The organism is Loktanella salsilacus (genome assembly GCF_900114485.1).
GTDB classification, from domain to species: domain Bacteria; phylum Pseudomonadota; class Alphaproteobacteria; order Rhodobacterales; family Rhodobacteraceae; genus Loktanella; species Loktanella salsilacus.
Map to the genome: position 1 here is coordinate 19,211 of NZ_FOTF01000025.1, position 22,644 is coordinate 41,854.

General features: G+C 61.0%; 23 protein-coding genes and 1 riboswitch. Of the genes, 15 read left to right on the top strand and 8 right to left on the bottom strand.

Annotated features, from left to right (window positions below):
• Positions 1–139 precede the first annotated feature (139 nt).
• Positions 140–1,033 (bottom strand): YihY/virulence factor BrkB family protein, encoded by an 894-nt coding sequence (locus BM131_RS16640; protein ID WP_245754282.1) that lies wholly within the window; start codon positions 1,031–1,033, stop codon positions 140–142.
• A 163-nt stretch (positions 1,034–1,196) separates the two neighbouring features.
• Here BM131_RS16640 and BM131_RS16645 point away from each other — a divergent pair, with 163 nt between their 5' ends.
• On the top strand, positions 1,197–1,832 hold the full coding sequence (locus BM131_RS16645) for a nucleoside/nucleotide kinase family protein (RefSeq protein WP_090191301.1): 636 nt from the start codon (positions 1,197–1,199) through the stop codon (positions 1,830–1,832).
• Positions 1,833–1,884: 52 nt separating this feature from the next.
• On the opposite strand, the gene BM131_RS16650 is transcribed toward BM131_RS16645, so the two are convergent.
• Positions 1,885–2,820, bottom strand: coding sequence for an MBL fold metallo-hydrolase (locus BM131_RS16650; protein WP_090191271.1), 936 nt, complete (start codon positions 2,818–2,820; stop codon positions 1,885–1,887).
• A 118-nt stretch (positions 2,821–2,938) separates the two neighbouring features.
• Between BM131_RS16650 and BM131_RS16655 the strand changes: the two genes are divergently transcribed.
• Together BM131_RS16655 and BM131_RS16660 are read left to right on the top strand one after the other, a co-directional pair.
• Positions 2,939–3,508 (top strand): TetR/AcrR family transcriptional regulator, encoded by a 570-nt coding sequence (locus BM131_RS16655; RefSeq protein ID WP_090191273.1) that lies wholly within the window; start codon positions 2,939–2,941, stop codon positions 3,506–3,508.
• Positions 3,509–3,779: 271 nt separating this feature from the next.
• On the top strand, positions 3,780–4,229 hold the full coding sequence (locus BM131_RS16660; protein ID WP_139222672.1) for a hypothetical protein: 450 nt from the start codon (positions 3,780–3,782) through the stop codon (positions 4,227–4,229).
• A 50-nt stretch (positions 4,230–4,279) separates the two neighbouring features.
• Here the strand turns inward: BM131_RS16660 and BM131_RS16665 are convergent, their stop codons facing one another.
• From BM131_RS16665 to BM131_RS16685, 5 genes are all read right to left on the bottom strand, one after another.
• Positions 4,280–5,158: a copper resistance D family protein gene (locus BM131_RS16665; protein ID WP_090191276.1), complete on the bottom strand. Its 879-nt coding sequence runs from the start codon at positions 5,156–5,158 to the stop codon at positions 4,280–4,282.
• Between the two features lie 6 nt (positions 5,159–5,164).
• Positions 5,165–5,506, bottom strand: coding sequence for a copper resistance CopC family protein (locus tag BM131_RS16670; RefSeq protein WP_090191278.1), 342 nt, complete (start codon positions 5,504–5,506; stop codon positions 5,165–5,167).
• Positions 5,503–5,964 (bottom strand): c-type cytochrome, encoded by a 462-nt coding sequence (locus BM131_RS16675; RefSeq protein ID WP_245754283.1) that lies wholly within the window; start codon positions 5,962–5,964, stop codon positions 5,503–5,505. The genes BM131_RS16670 and BM131_RS16675 overlap by 4 nt, the downstream gene beginning before the upstream one ends.
• The gene (locus BM131_RS16680) at positions 5,961–6,431 is read right to left on the bottom strand and encodes a DUF411 domain-containing protein (protein WP_090191279.1); all 471 of its coding nucleotides are present in this window, start codon (positions 6,429–6,431) and stop codon (positions 5,961–5,963) included. Before BM131_RS16680 ends, BM131_RS16675 begins: the two co-directional genes overlap by 4 nt.
• A gap of 84 nt (positions 6,432–6,515) precedes the next feature.
• Entirely contained in the window at positions 6,516–6,836 is a 321-nt protein-coding gene (locus tag BM131_RS16685) for a hypothetical protein (protein ID WP_090191281.1), read from the bottom strand.
• A 179-nt stretch (positions 6,837–7,015) separates the two neighbouring features.
• On the opposite strand from BM131_RS16685, the gene BM131_RS20315 reads away from it, so the two are divergent.
• From BM131_RS20315 to BM131_RS16710, 5 genes are all read left to right on the top strand, one after another.
• Complete coding sequence (locus BM131_RS20315) at positions 7,016–7,408, top strand: hypothetical protein (RefSeq protein WP_090191283.1); 393 nt, start codon at positions 7,016–7,018, stop codon at positions 7,406–7,408.
• Between the two features lie 97 nt (positions 7,409–7,505).
• Positions 7,506–9,707: an efflux RND transporter periplasmic adaptor subunit gene (locus BM131_RS16695; RefSeq protein WP_090191284.1), complete on the top strand. Its 2,202-nt coding sequence runs from the start codon at positions 7,506–7,508 to the stop codon at positions 9,705–9,707.
• Positions 9,704–12,895, top strand: a complete 3,192-nt coding sequence (locus tag BM131_RS16700) for an efflux RND transporter permease subunit (RefSeq protein ID WP_090191286.1) — start codon at positions 9,704–9,706, stop codon at positions 12,893–12,895. Before BM131_RS16695 ends, BM131_RS16700 begins: the two co-directional genes overlap by 4 nt.
• A 41-nt stretch (positions 12,896–12,936) precedes the next feature.
• Positions 12,937–13,329 (top strand): copper-binding protein, encoded by a 393-nt coding sequence (locus BM131_RS16705; protein ID WP_217646881.1) that lies wholly within the window; start codon positions 12,937–12,939, stop codon positions 13,327–13,329.
• A 171-nt stretch (positions 13,330–13,500) separates the two neighbouring features.
• Positions 13,501–13,588, top strand: a riboswitch (glycine riboswitch).
• 155 nt (positions 13,589–13,743) lie between these two features.
• A complete protein-coding gene (locus tag BM131_RS16710; protein ID WP_090191288.1) occupies positions 13,744–14,970 on the top strand; it encodes a D-amino acid dehydrogenase in 1,227 nt (408 codons plus the stop codon).
• Positions 14,971–15,030: 60 nt separating this feature from the next.
• Here BM131_RS16710 and BM131_RS16715 read toward each other — a convergent pair whose 3' ends face one another.
• A complete protein-coding gene (locus BM131_RS16715; protein WP_090191289.1) occupies positions 15,031–15,717 on the bottom strand; it encodes a fumarylacetoacetate hydrolase family protein in 687 nt (228 codons plus the stop codon).
• 110 nt (positions 15,718–15,827) lie between these two features.
• Between BM131_RS16715 and BM131_RS16720 the strand changes: the two genes are divergently transcribed.
• From BM131_RS16720 to BM131_RS16750, 7 genes are all read left to right on the top strand, one after another.
• Positions 15,828–16,466 (top strand): paraquat-inducible protein A, encoded by a 639-nt coding sequence (locus BM131_RS16720; protein ID WP_175499408.1) that lies wholly within the window; start codon positions 15,828–15,830, stop codon positions 16,464–16,466.
• Entirely contained in the window at positions 16,433–17,068 is a 636-nt protein-coding gene (locus BM131_RS16725; protein WP_090191291.1) for a paraquat-inducible protein A, read from the top strand. The genes BM131_RS16720 and BM131_RS16725 overlap by 34 nt, the downstream gene beginning before the upstream one ends.
• Positions 17,065–19,509, top strand: a complete 2,445-nt coding sequence (locus tag BM131_RS16730) for an MlaD family protein (protein WP_090191292.1) — start codon at positions 17,065–17,067, stop codon at positions 19,507–19,509. The genes BM131_RS16725 and BM131_RS16730 overlap by 4 nt, the downstream gene beginning before the upstream one ends.
• Position 19,510: 1 nt before the next feature.
• Entirely contained in the window at positions 19,511–20,074 is a 564-nt protein-coding gene (locus tag BM131_RS16735) for a PqiC family protein (protein ID WP_090191294.1), read from the top strand.
• Positions 20,075–20,291: 217 nt separating this feature from the next.
• A complete protein-coding gene (locus BM131_RS16740; protein ID WP_090191296.1) occupies positions 20,292–21,062 on the top strand; it encodes an SDR family NAD(P)-dependent oxidoreductase in 771 nt (256 codons plus the stop codon).
• The gene (locus BM131_RS16745; RefSeq protein WP_090191297.1) at positions 21,059–22,240 is read left to right on the top strand and encodes an acyl-CoA dehydrogenase family protein; all 1,182 of its coding nucleotides are present in this window, start codon (positions 21,059–21,061) and stop codon (positions 22,238–22,240) included. The genes BM131_RS16740 and BM131_RS16745 overlap by 4 nt, the downstream gene beginning before the upstream one ends.
• Positions 22,241–22,387: 147 nt before the next feature.
• Positions 22,388–22,644, top strand: a 257-nt coding sequence (locus BM131_RS16750; protein WP_139222669.1) for a transposase, incomplete at its 3' end; no start/stop codon positions are given.

Sequence of the window (22,644 nt, forward strand, 5' to 3'; positions counted from 1 at the left end):
ATTGCGCGCCCATCAAGGGACACGTCCATTTTGATTGCAGTCAGATTAGCCGGAGTTAATTCTTTAAGCTAGGTGAAATGTGGCGAAGCATTCCCCATACCCGCCCTGATGGTGACACATTTGCAATAGCCTGCAGGTTTTAGTGATGCCCGTCGATGTTGCCATGCACCCGCAAGTTCAGCGCCGCGCCCAACAAAATAAGGTAGGCGGTGATGTAGAGCCACAGCAGCATGCCAATGACCGCACCGATAGAACCGTATACCTCGTTATAGCGCCCAAAATTTCCGAGGTAGTAGGATAGACCTGCGGATGCGGCGATCCATAGGATGACGGCGGTCCCTGCCCCGATGGTCATCCAGCGCAAACGCGCGCCGCGTTGATTGGGGCCAAAACGGTACAAAAGCGACAGCGCGGCATACAAAACAAACAGCGCAACAACCCAGCGGATCGCCTCTAGCAGCCACGCGGTTGTGGGGTCGATATGGGCGAACTTCATCACGATGGGCGCGATGACCACAGCCGCCAGAGCGAGAATCGCCAGCGCGACCAAGGTGACCGTCAGCGTCAGCGCCACGATGATCTGCTTGAACCCGTTGCGCGCAGGCCGGTTGGCGATGGCGTTCAGCCCTTCCATCAACCCGGCAACGCCCGCACGTGCAGCCCACAGCGCAAGGAACAGCGACAGACCAGAGGCCCAGCCCAGCGTGCCCGTCTGCGCCGCAAGCAAGCGGCCCATCTGGCCAACGAACAGCAGATAGGTGTCCTCTGGGATGATTTCCTTCATCAATTCAAGCTGTTGCACCACGATGGTCGGATCGGCAAGCAAGCCATAGACCGCGATGATCGCAGCCAACGCGGGGAATAAGGCAAACATGCCAAAGAACGCGACGCCTGCGGCGATCAGGGAAATGTGCCGCTCTGTCGCGGTGGTCCAAACGGCCATCATCAGCGCCCAAAGCCGCCTTACGACGCCCACGTGGGGGCGGATTGCGGGCTGTTGCAGCTGAGTGGTTGGGTGCGGAGTATCGCTCATATCCAAGAGTTAGGGCAAAGCGCGGGCGCTGCCCAGCGTGTGTGTCATCCCGGTCATGGGTGTTACGCAAAAGGCGCAGACGCCGCGCTTTACGCTTCAATGCGCGGGCGGCGCGGCGCTACCCTACCCTCAAATCGCGGCAAACGCGAAAACGAGGGCAGTTATGCAAAGTATCACAGAACAGGTTAACCTGCTGGCAGAACGCGTACACGAGATGCACGAGACGCAAGAGCGGCTCTTGATCTGCGTCGCGGGCGCGCCTGGCAGCGGCAAGTCAACGCTGGCGTCCGAACTGGCGCGGCGGCTGAACCAAGAACGCTGTTCGGCCATGATCGTGCCAATGGACGGGTTTCATCTGGATAACGCCGTCCTGGACGCGCGCGGCCTGCGGGCCCGTAAGGGCGCGCCGGAAACATTCGACGCAGACGGTTTTTTGCACATGATCCGCCGCATGAAAGAAGCAGTAGAGGTCGTGGCCCCCATGTTCGACCGCAGCCGCGATCTGTCGATTGCGGGCGCTGTTGTCGTCCCTGCCAATTGCGCGGTGATTATCGTCGAAGGCAATTACCTGATGTTCAACGAGATGCCTTGGGCGAATCTGGCCCCCCTGTGGGATCTGTCCGTGCGCCTCGAAGTGCCGATGCCGCAACTGCGCGCCCGGCTGATCCAGCGCTGGCTATCGCTGAACCATTCCCGCACCGCCGCCACCCGCCGCGCCGAGGGGAACGATATTTCGAACGCAGAGCGCATCAGCTTGCAGGCCCTGCCCTGCAATATCACGCTAACAGCGCAGGACTGATAGCGGCGGCCGGTTTTGGCGTTGCGGGCGGGTCGCCCGCAACGGGGATAAGTTAACCCTTCGGGAACAGAAACAGGTTTTGAATGTCGACAAGACCTGCCGCCAGATATGACGGATACCGGTCCAAAATCGCGGCCTTCAATGCGTCACCCGTTTCGGATTTGGCATAAGCGGCCTGAACGTGGTCAAGATAGATCAGCGCATCATCCATCGCCTGACGCGATCCCGCAGTAGGGCCGTGACCGGGCAGCACTAGATCAAAGGAGGTGTCTTTACGCATCTCGACAAGGCCATTTTTCCAGCCGTCAAAGTTGCCGTGACCGCAGAACAGGTGGCAATTGTTGTACAACATGTCCTGAGCAATCAGAACTTTTTGATCAGGAAGGTAGATCGTCATCATGTTGTCGGATTCCGCGTCTGTGACATGACGGAATTCAAAGGTCACGCCATCGATAACTTCGACAGCGCCGTGTTCAATGACGCGGTTTGGCACGACCTTGGTTGGCGGCACGTGTTCGCCCAATGACTCGATGCTGATTTCGATAAAGAATGCGCCAAGCTGATCGATTTCGGCCTGCGTCTCGGCAAATGCAAAAATAGGCACATCGCGAAATTGATAGGCCCCGAACCAGTGGTCAGGATGCAGGTGAGAGATGATCATGCGATCCACCGGCTTGCCCGTCTTCTCGGCGTAGTCACGCACCTCTTGGCCGTAGATGACTGACCTTTGACCGTCCACAAACACCAGCCGCTCGGGTGTTTCAATGACATGTGTGGTCACGCAGCCTGTCAAATCCGGACTTTGGTAGCTGTGGATTTTGACCTCTCCAAAGTCGGCAACGGTGACGATGCCGTGCTCTAGCGGCGTGGTGCCTTGGCCAAGAGGTCCGCCGCCAAGAACATTCGCACTTACGATGCTAGGGGCGGCAAGCGCTGTCGCAGCAGAGCCTGCCATCAAAGCCCGGCGGTTTAGGATAAGATTTGTCATAGCGTTTCCTTTGCTCACTTACCTATCTAGTACTAGATAGGCACGCATTGGCTAGTGACTTGATTCCCGCAGGTCAACCCACTATCTAGTACTAGGTAGGCAAAGGGACCTGAGGCATATGACGGACCGAAACGACAAAGCTGCGGCTATTTTGGATTCAGCCCGCGTGCTGATGATGGATAGAGGCTATAACGGCTTCAGCTTTCGTGACATCGCCGCCGAAGTCGGGATCAAAAGCGCAAGCATTCATTACCATTTTGCAACCAAGGCCGATCTTGCCGAAGCAACAGCGCGGGCTTACCGCGAGGCGTTCAACGCCGCGCTAGACGGGCTAAAGGCGGGGTCAACGCCAGAGCTTTTGCGCGCTTACGGGTCCCTATTTGTGGCGACACTGCAAGAACGTGGCGGCCTGTGCCTTGGGGGTATACTTGCGGCGGATGCGTCAACCTTGCCAGATCAAGTCCGCGCCGAAGTCATTGCGTTCTTTGACGCGCAACGTGCATGGATCGCAGCAGTCATACGGGACGGCCAAGCCAGCATGGAATTAAGACAGGACGTTGATGCGGACGCTTTGGCAGCGACGTTTGTATCCAGCTTGGAAGGTTCGATGATGGTGGCCCGCGCCACCCAGCGCCCAGGCGATCTTGAAACCACATTAAACCAATTGATCCATTTGATCAGTGTATAAGCGCTAACCGTCGTGGTTCATCCTTGTATGGCATGTAGCGTACCACTGGTTTTTAGAAGCAGAGGTTAGAATACGGCGGGGCAACGGCAGCTTAGTCAGCGCGGCAGGCCTTAGGCGCATTCAAAAAAGGCGCGTTTATGAATGTTCAAAAACGGTGGTTTTTTGGTAGGTGTGTCGACGTCGTGAACGACTTTATTAGCCGACTTTACGGGTTTTCTTTGCGAACATAGCAGGTAAATTACCCTCACAATTCACGGGGGCGGCAACGTATATGGCGACTAAAACAAAGCTTTTTGGGTATTGGATATCCTCTACTGACGAAGATAGCGCAAAAGAAGCTGTCAAAATGGCTGGGCTCCCCGCCTTGGTCATGGGGGCAAACGCAGCATTGGTGTCCCTGACCACCCTTTTTCAACCAACGCCGAACCTGACCATCGTGGCGTGGTGCGCCACTATAGCGTTATTGCTCATTATCCTTGCTTTTCGTATCCGCGCTGGAAATTCAGCGTGGCTGCCCTTGGTACTCGTCCTGTTCAGCGCATTCCTCGGTGCCAGCGCGTTTTCCTCCTACATCGGATGGACGGCCGCAGGAAATGAGCCGATCAGTGCTGCACAAATCATCACGGGCTGGATAGTTCCGTTGATCTGCATGGTGTTAGTTGTAGCCGGATTCAAAGGTTGGCTTTGGCTAAAGACCAACGGGTCAAAACGTACTTTTTAGGCAATTATTGTATTTCCGTGCGCCCTGCCGGATGCGCCATGACCGTCCGCTTACAGATGAATGGGCGGCGTCGTGACGGACGTGAGTGTCGCCGTCGCCAGTAGGATCAGGCCGACGATGGCGACCTCTAACGTGATGGCGCGTCGCAGCGCCTTGTCCGCTTCGGGCAAACCGCGCGCAAGCGCGGGCACCAACCGCCATTTATTTAGCGCTGCCAGCATCAGAAGGATCGACACCAGCGCCACCTTGGCCAGCAGCATCAGCCCATAGGCCGTCCCGAACAGGGCCCAGAGTGATCCGGCCATGATCCAAGCGAATCCGAGCCCCGCAATAATCAATACTGGCACCGTCACGCTGGCCAGAACGCCAAAGTTATGCAGCAGCGCAGCACCCGCCGGCACACTGGCGGCGCGGCGCAGGGGCAGCAGCGCCGCAACCCACAGCGCCACCGCCAACAGATGCACCACCAACAGGGCCGACAACAGCATTTGCGGATCGCTTAGGGCATGCCCGACGCGGGTATAGGACACAGCCAACAGCCCAGCGCCGATCAGGGACACGGCAACCCCGCCCCGCTTGGGCATCATCAGCCCAAGGACACACAGATATCCCGCCATGCGCCAGATCGCTGCCGTTCCCAGCGGCGAGTCCCACACAAAGCCCAGCATCATGGGGTCCACAGCCCCTGCAAACCCCATGCCAGAAATCCGCGCGGCGCGGATGCCAAAGCGGACTGCCAACACCGCGATGCCGATCATGGCCGCAGCAACGGCGATCTGCCGCGCCATTTGCAGCACCGTGGCCGGGGCCTGCCGAAAGGCGATCACGAACAACGGCCCACCCATCGCCAGCAAGGCGGCCGCAGAACCGATGGCTTTTGCGATAATGGCGCAGGCGGTCAGGCCGTCGATGGCAGTCCCACCCTCCATCCCCAATCAGTCCGCGACCGCAAAGGCAAAGCTGCCCTGCATGGGATGCCCGTCCTGCGACATGCCGCGCCACTCGACTGTATAATCCGCAGGTAGCAGCGGGCTGCCCGGTGCGGCGTCAAACTGCGTGACCGGCTCCATTCCGACGGTGCGGGTCACGGCGATGTCTCCGTCCGGTCCGGTCAGGGTAAAGGCCGTCACGCGCATCGGGGCGTCAAAGTGAATCGCGATAACCTCTGGCGCGGTCACGGTCGATCCGTCCTCTGGCGTCATCGTGGCGGGTTTGGCGTGGGCCAAGACAAAGGTTGCTGTCAGCGCAAAGGCTGCCGCTAGGATAGATGTCTTCACGATTGGTCCTCCCTCATGTCATGGCTATCGCGGATGCTTTGCGGCCAAGTGGACTTAATATAGCTTAGCACAGCGATGATCTGATCGTCAGTCAGGGTTTCCCCAAACGCGGGCATGTCCGATTTGTAGGTTGGATCGCCAATCATTTCCGCCACCCCCAGTTTCGTCAGCGCGAACAAGGTGGCGCTGTCGTGATGCCAGCTATGCCCGCTGGCGTCGTGCGGCGGCGCAGGCAGCCGGCCGCCAGAATTGGGTGACTGCCAGTTGGGTGCCCCCTGCAAATCTGCGCCATGACAGCTTGCGCAATGCGCTGCATAAAGCTCCGCACCCTCTGCCACGATCGCCGCATCGCCGGGCATCAGGCGGATCGTGCCCGCTTGCGATTTATCGCCCGCCAAGGCGAACCAAAGCCCGCCTGCGGCCACGATACCAAGCCCGGCAATCAGGCCGCGCTTCACTGGCCAGCCTCGAAATAGATTGCGCCGCGTTCTGCCGCGCCGCCAAAAGCAATCACATTGTATTGCGCCGTAGGATCATCGCCCATTCCGGGGGACCCCATCGGCATACCGGGCACCGAAAGGCCGGTGATCGCAGGCTTGTCTTGCAACAACTTGGCGATGGCGTCGAAGGGCACGTGCCCTTCTATGACGTAGCCGTCAACGACAGCGGTATGGCAGGACCACAGCTCTGGCGGCACGCCGACCTGCACCTTGGTTGGCGCGACATCGTCTGCATCGGTGATCGTGATGTCAAAGCCATCGGCCCTTGCCAGATCGACCCATGCCTCGCAGCAGCCGCAGGTGGGGCTTTTGGTGACATGCATGGCATGGTCCATCGCAGAATCTGCGGCCTGCGCAAAGACAGGCAAGCTGAGTGTCGACAGACCGACGGCCAGAGCCATCAGGGGAAGTTTGATAAAAGTCATGATTTTGAACCTCGGACGAAGTGATCAAACTGCGCCAATCCATAGGATGGCAAAAGGCGCAGCGTTACGGGACGGCTTAGACGCTCAGCCTACGCGGGGAGGGTTCAAAAGAGATGAAGGCGCTGTTCCAGCAAGCCTGTTTGGCGGCCCAATGGACGCAGCGCGCCGCAGTTGCTGTGCGCCGTGGATCGTCGCAGCTTCGGGCACAAGCGCGACCCAGACATGGCACACGGGTGCCGCGTCATTCGCGTCACCGCAGCATGCGACAGTCGCGTCCGCTGCAGGGGTGTCGTTCCCTGCGTGTGCGGCATCGCCCATCACATGTTCGTGCCCACCAGCGGCGACGCTGGCAGTGACTGTGGTGCAAAGGACCAACAGAACGAGTAAGGCACGCAGGATCAACATGACCCCTACCTATGGTGGGTATGCCAACAAAAGCAAGTTGCTGAATGTGGGCGCGGCAGCGGGTCGCGGTTTGCGCGCGTTTGCAGCGTGCACGGGTGTGCGGCAACATGACGTGCCGTGAAACATGATCTGTTACTTTTGTGACTTGCAGTTCTGCCGTTCGGCGGTATCCACGGGATATGACGTCTGCCCTGCAAAACCCTTTTCGTGTAATCATGCAGCACCTTGCGGTGCTTTGTGTCATCGTGGGCTTGCTGGCACCGCTTGCGGCGCACGCAGCGATGGGCATGCAGTGCGATATGTCTGCCATGTCAGACATGCAGGCATCTGCAGCTGCGCACCATCACGGCGCAAGTGACGTTGACCAAACGCAGCCCCAGACCCAGACCCAGACATGCCACGAAACAGACGCGCTGTGTGCGGGCATGATTTGTTTTTATGCCATGCCTGTGGCCATGATCCAAAATGCATCATCCCGGATAGAGGTGATGGCAAATCCGGCGACGCTTGATGAAGCGGTGGCCGGCGGCACCAGCCCTGCCATGCTTCCCAAACCCCCAAAACACGCCTGATCGATAACCGAGGGGCTGCGCCGTCAAATGGACCGCACCCCTTTTACAATTGATCTTTATCCACGGCGCGCAATGGCGGGCCGCGTGAGGGCACACGATGAGCGGACGCTACGCAGCACTTTCCATTCTGGCGCTTGGGGCCGGTTTGGCCGGCGGCATTTCGGCTGAACGGTTTTACTTTAACCGCGATGACACCATGGCGGATACGGGGCCAGAGGTCCTGTATTGGGTCGCGCCTATGGACGCGAACTTTCGCAAGGACGGTCCGGGCAAATCCCCAATGGGGATGGACCTGATCCCGGTTTACGCAGGGGATGCGCCCGCCGCCGATCCATCCACCGTCACGCTTTCCGCGGCCGAGATTAACGCCATCGGCGTGCGCACGGCCGTCGCCACAACGCAGGATATTTCCCAGACAATTCCGACCGTTGGCTATGTCGGCTATGACGATCACCTGACCAGCCATGTGCACACCCGCGTGGAAGGCTGGATCGAGGATCTGAAGGTCCGCGCCGTCGGGGACCGGGTGGCCAAGGGCGATCTGCTGTTCGCTATGTTCTCGCCCGAAATCGGATCGGCCAGCGCCGAACACATCCGCGCCCTGCAAGAGGGCAATACCCGCATCATCGAGATTTCGCGCAACCGCCTGCGCAGCGTCGGCATGTCGGACCACCAGATCACACAGGTCGAAACCTCGCGCGAGATTGCGCGCAACCTGTCGGTCTATGCCCCGCAAGACGGCGTTGTCATCGGGATCGAGGCGGCGGATGGCATGTATCTGCAACCCAATGTCCGCGCCGTGTCCCTGACCGACTTGGCGACTGTCTGGCTGGTCGTCGATGTGTTCGAGCGGGACATCGCCCGCCTGACCGACGACATGACCGCCGCGATCCGCTTTGAACACATGAACGGCCGCGTATTCGAAGGCCGTGTCGACTACATCTATCCCGAACTTGACGCCAAGACGCGGACCCTGCCCGTGCGGCTGGTCGTGGATAATGCCGAAGGGCTGCTGAAGCCGAATATGTTCGCAACTGTGGCCCTGTCCCCGGGCGCATCGCGGCTGGCGCTGACCGTCCCGACAGAGGCGATTATCCGCACGGGCAGCGCCGAGCGTGTGATCCTAAAGACCGGCGAAGGCACCTTTGCCCCGCGTCTGATCACAACCGGTCTGCGCGATGATTTCGACGAAGGCGGCCGCACCGAAGTCGTGCAGGGTTTGGCTGCGGGGGACGAAGTCGTCGCCTCGGCTCAGTTCCTGATCGACAGCGAAAGCGCGCTGAACGCGGGTCTGATGCGGATGGCCCCGACGGATGCGGCCCCCGCCAAGGGGGCCGGCACGCTGCTAGCCTTTGATCCCGAAACACGAAACGCGACGATCCGTCATGCCGCGCTTGATTCCTTGGGTTGGCCTGCGATGGAATCTAAGTTCCCCGTCCGCGCCGATGTGGCGATGGACCGCATGACCATCGGGCAAGACGTCGCCTTCCAGATTACAAGAGGCGCCGGAGGACTGCTGTATCTGTCCGATGTCCGCAGCGACGACGGGATCGCTGCGACCGGGGTTGGCGTGGTCGAAGGCGTCACCGCTGACGGCAAGCTGACCATGAACCACGAGCCGATCCCCGATTTGGGCTGGCCCGCGATGGTGATGGATATGCCTGTGGCGGGCGTAGACACCGCAGCTGTCACGGTCGGCACCGCCGTCAACTTTGATCTCGCCAAGGACGGCGATACCTTTGTGATTGTCGGCGTGCGCCCGGTGGAAGACGGCATGCAAATGGAGATGCCTGAAACCTCTGCCGTAACGCCAGCCCCCACAACCGCCGCCCCGATCACCGTTGCAGGCACCATTGACGCCGTCGATGTGGCTGCCCGCCGCGCCACGATCACCCATGGCAACATCACCGAAATTGGCATGCCGGGCATGACAATGGACTTTGACCTGACGGCCGCCGTCGATCCCGCGGCCCTGCCCGTCGGCGTGGCAACGACCCTGACCTTTGACCGCCCGGACGGCATGACGATGGTGCTGGCTGCGGCAGAAATGCCAAAACCCCCGATGACGGTGACCGGCACCATCAACACCATCGACCCCGAGGCCGGCATGGCCAATATCACCCACGGCCCGATGGTCGATATCGGCATGCCCGGCATGACGATGGACTTTGCCGTGGACCCGGCGCTTGCGGCGGGCGATCTGCCGATTGGGCAGGACGTGACGCTGTTGATGACGCGCAACGATGATTTCACGCTGACGCTGGTGGGCGTGGCAGATGATCAGCAGGTCGGCCAATGATCCCTGCCATCATCCGCGCGTCCATCGCGAACCGCTTTCTGGTGCTCGCGGTCAGCGTCATGATCGCCATCGCTGGCGTCTGGGCCGTACGCGAAACGCCTGTTGACGCGATCCCCGACCTGTCGGACGTGCAGGTCATCATCAAGACGCCCTACGCAGGCCAAGCCCCGCAAGTGGTCGAAGATCAGGTCACCTATCCCATCACCACGGCCATGCTTGCGGTGCCGGGGGCGACGGACGTGCGCGGGTTTTCGTTCTTTGGCGACAGCTACGTCTATGTCGTGTTCGAGGATGGCACCGACCTGTACTGGGCGCGGTCACGGGTGCTGGAATACCTCAGCCAGATCACGTCGAACCTGCCTGACGGGGTGTCGCCCGAACTGGGACCGGACGCCACCGGTGTCGGCTGGATCTATCAATATGCGCTGATCGACCGGACCGGAAATCACGACCTGTCCGAACTGCGCACGCTTCAGGACTGGTTCCTGAAATACGAGCTTCAGACCGTCGATGGCGTGTCAGAGGTCGCCACCATCGGCGGCATGGTCAAGCAGTATCAGGTCGTGATCGACCCCAACAAACTGCGCGCCTATGACCTGACGCTCGCACAAGTGCGCGGCGCGATCCAAGGCGCAAACCGCGAAACCGGCGGCAGCGTGATCGAGATGGGCGAGGCGGAATATATGGTCCGCTCTACCGGGTATGTGGACGAACTGTCCGATCTGGCCAGCGCGCCGCTGATGGTGAACGCGCGCGGTGCCGCAGTGACGCTGGGCGACGTGGCCGACATCCGGCTGGGGCCAGAACTGCGTCGCGGTGTCGGTGAATTTGGCGGGATCGGTGACGCTGTCGGCGGTGTCGTGATCCTGCGCTGGGGCGGCAATGCCCTGTCCACGATCAAGGCGGTCGAGGCGCGGATCGAAGAGCTGCGCCCCAACCTACCAGAGGGCGTCGAGATCGTCACGACCTACAACCGCGCCGGCGTGATCGAGCGCGCGATTGAGAACCTGTCGGACAAACTGACCGAGGAATTTATCGTCGTCGTGCTGGTCTGTGCCGCGTTCCTGCTGCACATCCGGTCGTCGCTGGTGATCGTGCTGTCACTGCCCTTGGGTATTTTCGTCGCGGTCATCGTGATGAAGCTGCAAGGCGTGAACGCCAACATCATGTCCCTTGGCGGCATCGCAATCGCCATCGGCGCGATGGTGGACGCAGCGATTGTGATGATCGAAGCGATGCACAGGCGGATCGAAAAGGAACCCCTGACGCCGCAAAACCGCTGGCGCATCGTGACGGAGTGTTGCGAAGAAGTCGGCCCTGCCCTGTTCTTTTCCCTCGCCATCATTGCAGTCAGTTTCCTGCCCGTCTTTGTGCTGGAAAGCCAAGAAGGACGCCTGTTCAAACCGCTGGCGTTCACCAAAACCTATGCCATGGCCGCGGCCTCTATCCTGTCGATCACGCTGGTGCCGGTTCTGATGGGCTACTTCGTGCGGGGCCGCATCCTGCCAGAGCATAAGAACCCGCTGAACCGCTTCGTCATCTGGATCTACCGCCCGTTTCTGGATGCCGCCGTCGCGTGGCCCTATGCCACGACGCTGCTGGCTGTCGTGCTGGTGGGGTCGATGGCGTGGCCCCTGCAACGCATCGGCACGGAATTCATGCCCGAACTGAACGAGGGCGATTTCCTTTACATGCCATCGCTGTATCCCGGCGTGTCCATCGGTAAAGCGCGCGAGGTTCTGCAACAGACTGACCGCCTGATCGCCACAGTGCCAGAGGTGCTGACCGTTCACGGCAAGCTGGGCCGCGCCGACAGCGCCACCGACCCTGCCCCCCTAACGATGATCGAAACCACTGTGCAGCTAAAGCCAGAGGCGGAGTGGCGCGAGGGCATGACCATGGAAGGCATCCGCGCGGAACTTGACCGCGCCGTGCAAATCCCCGGCGTCACCAATGTATGGATTCAGCCAATCAAGAACCGGATCGACATGCTGGCGACGGGCATCAAGACACCCGTCGGCGTCAAAATCTCGGGCGCTGATCTGAAGGTGATCGAAACCATCGGCATCGCGGTTGAACAGGCCGTCGCCGGGATCGACGGCACCGCCTCGGCCTATGCCGAACGCCCGGTCGGCGGGCGCTTTATCGAGATTAACGTCAACCGCGACGAGGCCGCGCGCTATATGATGAGCGTGCGAGACGTCCAAGACGTCGTGCAGACCGCCATCGGCGGCATGCAGGTGTCCGAGAGCGTCGAAGGGCTGGAACGCTTTCCGATCAACCTGCGGTATCCGCAGGAATGGCGCAACAGCCCCGAACGCCTGCGCGATTTGCCTGTCGTCACACCGTCAGGCGCGCATATCCCGCTGGGTGCCATTGCAGAGATCGCCATCGTCGACGGCCCCGGCATGATCCGGTCCGAAAACGCGCGGCGCACGGGCTTTGTTTTCATCGACATCGCGGGGCGCGATCTGGGCGGCTATGTGAACGAAGCGCGCGATCTTGTCGCCCGCACTGTCGATCTGCCCACGGGCTATTCCATCGCGTGGTCCGGGCAATACGAATACATCGAACGGATGCAGGACCGGCTAGCGCTGGTGGCCCCGGCGACGCTGCTGATCATCACCCTGATGCTGTTCATGGCCTTTAGCCGCGTGACAGAGGTGGCGATCATTTTGGCCGCCCTACCCGTGGCCTTGGCGGGCGGGGTCTGGCTGATCTGGTACCTAAGTTTTGATATCTCGGTCGCCGTGCTGGTCGGATTTATCGCGCTGGCCGGGGTCGCGGTGGAAACAGCCATCGTCATGCTGCTTTACCTGAACCTTGCGTGGGAAAAGCGCAAAAAGGTCGCCGTTGCCGAACAGCGCGATCTGACGCCAGTGGACGTCGAACAGGTCGTGTTTGAAGGCGCGCTGCTGCGGGTGCGCCCCAAGGTGATGACCGTCGCCACGATCTTTGCCGGGCTGATCCCGATCATGTATGGCCACGGCACCGGGTCAGAGATCATGCAGCGGATCGCGGCCCCGATGGTTGGCGGCATGGCGACTGCCACGCTGCTGACCCTGCTCGTGATCCCCGCAATTTTTGTGATCTGGAAACGCTTTGCGCTACCCCGCGTCAACGCTGAACGGCTGGCCGGCGCGCATGACGCCCCTGTCACCGGACCCCATGCGGTGCCGGGCGAATGATCGCCCAGCCCCATAACCCAAACCCCAAGAAGGAGACGACGATGCACAAGACACTCACACTGGTGACAGGCCTAATCCTCAGCGCAGGCACAGCCTTTGCCCAAACAAACGACATGACAAACGACATGACCAGCATGGATCATGGCGCGATGGATCACAGCACCATGGGCCACGGCGAAACGCCGATGGATCAGGCGGTGCTGGACAGCGCCATTCATGTAAAGGCGATCGTTCATTCAATGGGCGATGGCACCGTCAACGTCAGCCACGAACCGATCCCCGAAATCGGTTGGCCCGCGATGACCATGGACATGACGCTGATGGAAAATGCCGAAGTCATGGAAGACATGGCCGACGGTCAGGCCGTGACAATGATGCTGATCAAAGGCGAAGACGGCATGTACGGCGTCGCGGCGCTTGTGCCCGACATGTGATTGATCGGTCGAGGCCCGGTGCGCCGGGCCTCGGCCAGCGCCGCTGTTCTAACGGCGCTTATTAACTAAGCACTGACGCCCGGCGCGGGGCAAAACTGCCCTACATCCCCACGACCGCCAACAAATTCTCTTGCCCGGTGCGCGTTTCGCAATTAATCAGCGCGTGTCACATAAGCTTGTGCAGGAGAGACCAGTCCTGACCTGGCGCCGAAGGAGCAACCCCCCGGAAACTCTCAGGCAAACGGACTGCACGAAAGCTGACAATCTGGAAAGCGGTCCGGTCATTCCCGGGCCCACCGAAGGGGAAAGCAGAAGGGTCGCTTCTGCGTAAACTCTCAGGTTCATCGACAGAGGGGGTCGTTGGCGCAGGTATCCTGCGTCGAAACGTGATCTGTTGATAAGGCTATGTGATCTATGAAGAAAATTGCTGTAATCGGAGCCGGCGTGACCGGTGTAACAACCGCCTATGCCCTGCTGAACCGGGGCTACGCGGTCACCGTGTTTGACCAGAACCGCTATGCGGCGATGGATACGTCGTTCGCCAATGGCGGACAGCTGTCCGCGTCCAACGCCGAGGTGTGGAATCAGTGGTCCACCGTCATCAAGGGTCTGAAATACATGACCCAGCGCAGCGCCCCGCTGCTGGTGAACCCCAAGCCAAGCTGGCACAAATATTCGTGGATGGCCGAATTCGTCGCCAATATCCCGCATTACCGCAAAAACACCGTGGAAACCGTGCGCCTTGCGATCACCGCGCGCGAGCATTTGCACGCGACGGCCAAGAAAGAAGGCTTTGCCTTTGACGTCGAAGAGCGCGGGATTCTGCACGTCTATAAGGACAAGAAAGATTACCAGCACGCCGAGCGGGTAAACGCCCTGCTGGCCGAAGGCGGGCTAGAGCGCAATGCCGTTTCCCCGTCCGAGATCAAGACGATTGAACCTGCTGTGCACGGCGATTTTTACGGCGGTTTCTTTACGCCGTCGGACGCCACCGGCGACATTCACATGTATAGCCGCGGGCTGTCGGATGCCTGCCAGAAAAAGGGTGTGACGTTCCACTATAGCTCTGACGTGACCAACATCGCGCCGCAGGATGGCGGGCATTTGGTCAAGTGGAAGGACAACAAAGGCGCGAAGTTCGATGCCGAGTTCGACGCTGTCGTGATCTGCGCCGGTGTGACCAGCCGCAAGTTCGGCAAGATGCTGGGCGACCGGGTGAACATCTATCCGGTGAAAGGCTATTCCATCACCGTGAAACTGGACGACGACAAAAGCCGCGAAGCCGCCCCTTGGGTCAGCTTGCTGGACGATAAGGCCAAGGTCGTCACCTCGCGTCTGGGCAATGACCGTCTGCGGATCGCTGGCACGGCAGAGTTCAACGGCTACAACTGGGACATCCGCGATGACCGGGTGCAGCCGCTGGTCCGCTGGGTCGAGGATTACTTTCCCGACGTCGTCACCGAACATGCAATACCTTGGGCGGGCCTGCGTCCGATGATGCCGAACATGCTGCCCAAGGTCGATGCGGGCAAGCGTCCGGGCGTCTATTACAACACAGGCCACGGCCACCTTGGCTGGACTCTGTCGGCGGCCACGGCCGAAATTATCGGCGATAAGATCAAGGCGGATATGCCTGCCTGATCAAAGGCTTCTAAAACAAAGCTTACGGCGGCCCCGTTCCATGGGGCCGCCGTTTTCGTATTAGACGATGGTGGTTGTGACAGGCTCTAGCCCGTCGACGATGCCCACCAGCTTATCCCCGCGCACCACGGCGGCAACGCCTGCGGGGGTGCCGGTCATGATCAGATCGCCGGACCGCAGGTGATACAGCGTGGACAGATGCGCGATGATCGCTTTCACGCTGTGAATCATATCGGACAGCGGCGCGGTTTGGCGCAGGTCCCCATTCACATCAAGCCGGATATGGGCGGCGTCCAGCAAGGCGCCCTCTGCCGGGGTGATCGCGCCAATGATGGCCGCGTTTTCAAAGTCCTTGCCCGTATCCCACGGCTTGCGCCCGTCCTTGGCCGCCGCTTGCAGGTCGCGGCGGGTCATATCCAGACCGACGGCATAGCCAAAGATCGCGACTTCATCCGCTGGCGGATTGGTCAACCCGACGGATGGGCCGATGGCGACGACAAGCTCGATCTCATGGTGCAGATCGTGGGTGGCTTGAGGATAGGGCATGTCTTGGCCCGATTGCAGCAAGGCATGGGCGGATTTGGTGAAATAGAACGGCGCATCCCGGTCCACCTCATTGCCCATCTCGGCGGCATGGGCGGCATAGTTGCGGCCCACGCAAAAAATGCGGCGCACAGGGAAACGGTCTGCCGCGCCCGCGATGGGCAGGCTGGGCTGATCGGCGGGGGCAAAGATGAAGTCTGACATATGAACCTTTTGTGGGGGGCGTAGCCATTGCCGCTGATTGCGATTATGATGCCCTGACATGTTACCGCAGCAGGTATGCTGCCCCAGATAAAGTCAAGTGCCGCCACCCTATGACCGACACCGCTGCCCTGCCCCCATTGGATGACCTGATCGCTTGCCCGCACTGCGACACGCTGCATCTGGAACAGGATTTGCCCGAAGGGTCAAAGGCCTATTGCCGCCGCTGCGGCATCCTGCTGCTGACGTCAGAGCCGCAGGCAATTGTCCGCCTTGTCAGCCTTGCCAGCGCCGCCGTCGTGCTGATGGTCGCGGCGATCAGCTTTCCGTTCCTTGATCTGGATGTGTCGGGTCAGCACAACGCGACCTCGGTCATTCATGCGATCACGGTGTTCAGTTCCGGCAAGGGGATCCCGCTGGCGATTGCGGTGGCGTTGTTTATCGTCGTGCTGCCGCTGGTGCGGCTTCTGGCGCTGATCTTTGCCATCGGCCCGCTGGTGAACGGGTCCAAGCCGCATCACAGCGCCCGCGTCGCCTTTGCCCTGACCGAACAGCTGCGCCCTTGGGCCATGGCCGAGATTTTCATGGTCGGCGTCACCGTGGCGCTGGTCAAGATTGCAGGCATGGCCACGGTCACGGTCGGCCCCGCGTTCTGGGCCTTTGTGGCGCTGGTCATCATCACCGTCTTTAACGATCAAATCATGAATAGGTATTCGATTTGGAAAGCACTGGACACGGGCTACAACGCCTGACCACCGCACGCGAGGCGGGGCTGATCGCCTGCACCCGCTGCGGACAAGTCCACGCGGGCGGCGCAGTGCGTTGCAAGCGTTGCCATGGCCCGCTGGAAAGCCGCGATACGCAAAGCATGCAAAAGGTATGGGCCTGGCTGATCGCCGGGATCATCGCCTTTATCCCGGCCAATATCTATCCGATGCTGATCACCAACACGCTGGTCGAACATTCAGAGGCGACAATCCTTGGCGGCGTTGTCCAGTTGGTCGGGCACCACAGCTATGGCATTGCGGCCATCGTGTTTGTTGCCTCCATCATGATCCCGATCGGCAAGTTCTTTGCCATCGCTTATCTGGCGATCAGTGTGCACCGGCAGCAGATATTGAAGATGCACCAGCGCCACAAACTATATGATGTGGTTGAATTCATCGGCCGCTGGTCGATGATCGACGTCTTCGTCGTTGCTATTTTATCGGCCTTAGTGCAGTTGGGCGGGGTCGCAACGATCAATCCCGGCGTTGCTGCGTTGAGTTTTGCGTTGTCGGTGGTGTTCACCATGCTATCGGCTTTGGCCTTTGATCCCCGGTTGATCTGGGATGCGGACAGGACTGCTGAATGAGCGATGAGACCCCCAACACAAACGCCGCAGCCCTTGATGTGCGCAGCGCAAAGCCCAGCATTTGGCGGCGGTTGTCCTTTGTCTGGCTGGTGCCAATCCTGGCATTAATCGTGTCCGTGTCCGTCGCGTGGCAGTCCTTTGCCAACCGCGGCGTCGAGGTCGAGATCAGCTTTGAAAACGCCAGCGGCGTCACCGCAGGCGAGACCAAGATCAAATTCCGCGACGTCGAAGTCGGCACAGTGGAACGGGTCGAATTCGCCTCTGATCTGCAAAATGTGCTGGTCTATGCCCGCGTCGATCAGAACGTCGCGCCCTATTTGGATGCGGACGCCAATTTCTGGGTGGTCCGGCCAGAGGTCGGTCTGCGCGGTGTCAGCGGCCTCGATACGGTTTTGTCGGGTGTTTATATCACCGGCGACTGGAACACCGAAGCCGACGTCGCGCAAACCCATTTCACCGGATTGGAAAGCGCGCCCTTGGCCCCTGCTGGTCAAAAGGGCACGGAAATTGTTCTGCGCACCAATGACGGCAGCGCCCTGTCGGGCGGCGCGCCTGTGCTGCACCAAGGCATCGAAGTCGGCGTTTTGGGCACCCCCGTGCTGCAAGACGACGGCCTGACGGTAGAGGTCAGCGCCTTCGTGAACGCGCCCTACGACAAGATCATCACATCCAACACCCGCTTTTGGGACACCGCTGGCTTCAGCGTCTCGCTCGGCTCTGGCGGCTTGGCGCTGAACGTCGGATCGCTGGCGTCCCTGCTCGAAGGCGGCATCGCTTTTGATACCGTGGTTTCCGGCGGCACGCCGATCCGCGATGGTCAGGTTTATGACCTGTTCACCGACGAAGAAACCGCCCGCAGCAGCCTGTTCAATGACGCAGGCCGCCCCAAGCTGAACGTCGCCGTCATGTTCGACGGCTCGGTCAACGGTTTGGCTGTCGGGTCCGAGGTGCGATTCCAAGGTTTGCGCGTCGGCCAAGTCGCCGATCTGGGGGCTGTCGTGATCGACACCGCAGGCGAAGCTAAGGTCGAGCTGCGCACCGTGCTGGCGATTGAACCGGGCCGCCTTGGCCTTGGCGAAGACGCGACACCGGACGACGCGCTGGCCCTGCTGGCAGACTTCGTGAACCAAGGCCTGCGGGCGCGGCTGGTGACGGGCAATATCCTGTCCGGGTCGCTGATTGTCGAACTGGTAGAGGTCGCAGACGCCGCCCCGGCCACGCTGAACGTGGAACAGCAGCCCTTTGCCGTCATCCCGACAACCGTGTCCAACATCACCGATGTAGCCGATCAGGCGCAGGGTGTGCTGAACCGGATCAACAACCTCCCGATTGAGGATTTGATGACCTCTGCCATCGACCTGATGGACAGCGCCAATGCGTTGGTGCGGTCTGACGGTGTGATGCAAACGCCGGAACAGGTCGCTGGTCTGCTGTCGGATGCCCGCACGCTGATTGGCGGCGATGCGATCCAAGCCATCCCAGACCAGATCGCAGCGGTCGTGGAACAGGCGCAGACCATCATGGCGCAGGTCAACGGCGTGATCGAACAGGTCGGCAACGCCGATCTGGTCGGCAGCGTCACCCGAACCGTGGCCAACGTCGAAGACGGCACCAAGAACCTTGGCGAAATCTCTGACCAGGCGCAGGCCCTGCTGACCAAGGTCAACGCCTTGGAAGTCGAGGCGCTGATGGCGCAGGCGACCTCTGCGCTGGACGCGATCGAGGGCGTGGCCAACAATTCCGACATCGCCGAAGTGCCCGTGTTCCTGAACCAGCTACTGGACGAAGCGCGCGCGCTGATCGCCAGCGGCGACGTGCAGGCCCTGCCCGGCGAATTGCGCAATGTTGCCGCCAGCGCCGACCAGATCCTGTCGGACCTGACGGCGGAAAACGTCAGCGGCCAATTGACCAACGCCATCGCGGCAGCGGCCAGCGCGGCTGAAAATCTGGATACCGCATCGCAGCAACTGCCCGCGATCACGCAGCAGCTCAATACGCTGTCCGCCAATGCCGCGCAGATGGACCTCGAAAGCCTCGCGAAATCGGCAGAGACCACGCTCAACAGCATCGACGCGCTGGTCGGCACCCCCAGTGCACAGGCCCTGCCCGCGTCCCTGTCGTCCGCCTTGGACGAGGTGCAGCTGTTCCTGAACGACATCCGCGCAGGCGGCGCAGTCCAGAACGTCAACGCTGCCTTGCAGTCGGCTAACAATGCGGCCCAAGCGATCGAAGAAGCCGCCCGCAGCCTGCCGGAACTGTCCCGCCAGACCGGCCTGCTGGTGACATCCACTGGCGAAGTGCTGTCGTCCTACGGCGACCGCTCGCGCTTTAATGCTGAAACACTATCCACCCTGCGCGACATCCAAGAGGCCGCCGATGCCGTGTCCTCTCTCGCGCGGGCGATCCAGCGCAATCCTAACTCTTTGATCACGGGGCGATAACATGCTAAAAACCACCCTCACCCTTGCCGCCCTGCTGACCGCGACCGCCTGCGGCAGCACCGTCACCCGGCTGAACATGCCCGCGGTGGAGCCCACCGCCAGCCTGCGCGCCAGTGTCGGATCGGTCATGATCCGCACGGTGTCACTGCCGACCTATGCCGCAGCCGAGGAAATCGCGCTGGAAACCGCGCCGGGCGTCATCACCTCTGACGGCGATCTGCTGTCTGCCGACGATCCGTCCCGCAGCGTGACGCTGGCCCTGACCCAAGGCGTCGGCGATATCCTGAACGCCAACGTCGGCCCCGATCCTTGGCCCTTTGCCGGACTGCCCGATGTGGCTGTCGATGTGCGCGTGTCCGATATGCTGGGCAGCGCCGTCACCGGTACCTTCCGCCTTGCGGGCCAATACTACATTGGCGGCGACGGGATCGATTTTGCCAATAGCAGCCACAACTTCGCCTATTCCGTGCCCATGGCCACCCCGGACATCCCCGGTGCCATCGCCGCCCAAGGCAGCGCTGTCGCGCAACTGGCCGAAGACATCGCGCGCAAGCTAGGCCGCTAACCACGTCATTCCGGCAGCGCGCCCCGCACAGCGGCGCGCCGCCCCGCTCCCCCTTCTTCTGGTCAAAAATACCTCGGGGGAGGCGCGCAGCGCCGGGGGCTGGCCCCCGTCACCCTGCCCGCACAACAATCCGCCCGATCCCCCTCTGGACCTTTCCTTGGCCGCAGTGCCACACTCCCCCAAAGCGCAGCGCGACGCGTACAAGGGAGGGAACACCATGAACATATCACAGCAAGCCGCCATCGTGGCCGGCGGGGCCTCTGGCCTAGGGGCCGCGACAGCACGCGCCATGGCGGCCGCAGGCGCAAAGGTCGCGATCTTTGATCGCAACGCCGAAGCCGGCCAAGCGATCGCGCAGCAGATCGGCGGCACCTTTTGCCAAACCGATGTCACCGATCCCGCCAGTGTCGCGCAGGCGATCATTGATGCGGCAGCAGCCCATGGCCCTGCCCGCATCGTCGTGAATTGCGCCGGAATCGCGCCGCCCGCCAAGGTCGTGAACCGCGACGGGGACGCTTTGCCGCTGGCCGACTTTATGGCCACCGTGAACGTGAACCTTGCGGGCAGCTTTAACGTCATGGCGCAGGCCGCAGCGGCGATGCAGCGGCTGGACCCGCTGGGCCCCCAGAACGAAGAACGCGGCGTGATCATCAACACCGCCTCGGTCGCGGCCTATGACGGGCAGATCGGGCAAGCGGCCTATGCGGCGTCCAAAGGCGGCATTGCGGCGATGACCTTGCCCGTGGCGCGGGAAATGGCGCGCTTTGGCATCCGCGTGATGACCATCGCGCCGGGCCTGTTCCTGACGCCCTTGATGGAAAGCCTGCCCGCCGACGCACAGGAAAGCCTTGGCCGCCAAGTCCCCTTTCCGCCCCGCCTTGGTGACCCTGCGGATTATGCCAAGCTGGTGCTGTCCATCGTCGACAACATCATGCTGAACGGTGAAGTCATCCGCCTAGACGGCGCCATCCGCATGGCCCCGAAATGAGCGCGCTGTTGGAACGCCGCGGCATCAGCGACCGCGCGCTCGACCTTGCCGACAAAGTCGAAGCCTTCGTGCGCGACGTCGTCGCCCCGTTCGAGCAGGACCCGCGCCAAGGCGCGCATGGCCCGTCAGAGGAGCTGGTCGCCGATCTGCGCGACCGCGCCCGCGCTGCCGGGCTCATGACGCCGCATATCCCCGGCGGCACTGGGCATTTGACCCAGCGCGAAACCGCAGCCGTGCTGATCCGCTCTGGCCTGTCGCCGCTGGGCCCTGTCGCGCTGAACACCGCCGCGCCGGATGAAGGCAATATGTTTCTGCTGGGCAAAGTTGCCAGCGATGACCTAAAGGACCGCTTCCTCAAACCCCTCGTCTCAGGCGACGCGCGATCCGCCTTTTTCATGACTGAACCGGACGGCGGCGCGGGGTCTGATCCGTCGATGATGCAGACGACCTGCAAGCCCGATGGCAATCACTGGGTCATCAACGGGCGCAAAACCTATATCACCGGGGCCGTAGGGGCGAAGGTCGGCATCGTCATGGCGAAATCCGATGACGGGGCCTGCATGTTCCTCGTGGACTTGCCGCACCCGGCGATCAAAACCGTTCGCATCCTTGATACCATCGACAACTCTATGCCCGGCGGCCATGCCGAGATCGAGATCGACAACCTGCGCCTGCCCGCCGATCAGATGCTGGGCGCCGCTGGCGAAGGCTTTCGCTATGCCCAAGTCCGCCTTGCCCCGGCGCGGCTGTCGCATTGTATGCGCTGGCTGGGGGCCTGCGTGCGGGCGCAAGAAATCGCAACCGACTACGCCAACCGCCGCCACGCCTTTGGCAAACCGCTGATCGAACACGAAGGCGTCGGCTTTATGCTCGCGCAGAACCGCATCGATTTGAAACAGGCAGAGCTGATGACGCTGTGGTGCGCCGATGTGCTGGACAGCGGGGCTTACGGGACAACGGAATCGTCAATGACCAAGGTCGCGGTGTCAGAGGCGCTGATGCGCGTCGCCGACAACTGCGTGCAGGTCATGGGCGGCCAAGGCGTGACTGCAGACACCATCGTGGAAAAGGTATTCCGCGAAATCCGCGCGTTCCGCATCTATGACGGGCCGACCGAAGTGCATAAATGGTCGCTGGCGGGTAAAATCGCCCGCGACTGGAAAAAGACGCAAAGCTAAGCGACAGGGGGGAGGATGTTTTGGATGAGACATCCTCCCCGCTTTAGGACTATTCGTGCGAAAAGTCTTAGAGCCCGATTTAAAACTATTTGAGTGAGTTCAGTGGTTTGTGATTCTGTTCGGTTGTGAAGCTGAATGGAGATCACAATGGCTTGGACTGAACTCACCCGCCGTCAACATGATCGAAAAGGCGATAAATACGCAAGCGATATGAAGGATGCGGAATGGGCGTTGATAGCGCCTTCGATGTCGCCGCCGAAGACAACTGGTCGGCCCCGTACGACATGTTTGCGCGACGTGGTCGACGCACTCCTCTACATTGCAACGACCGGATGCCAATGGCGTATGTTGCCCAACGACTTCCCGCCGGTTTCAACGGTTCGGGGCTATTTCTACGCGTGGCG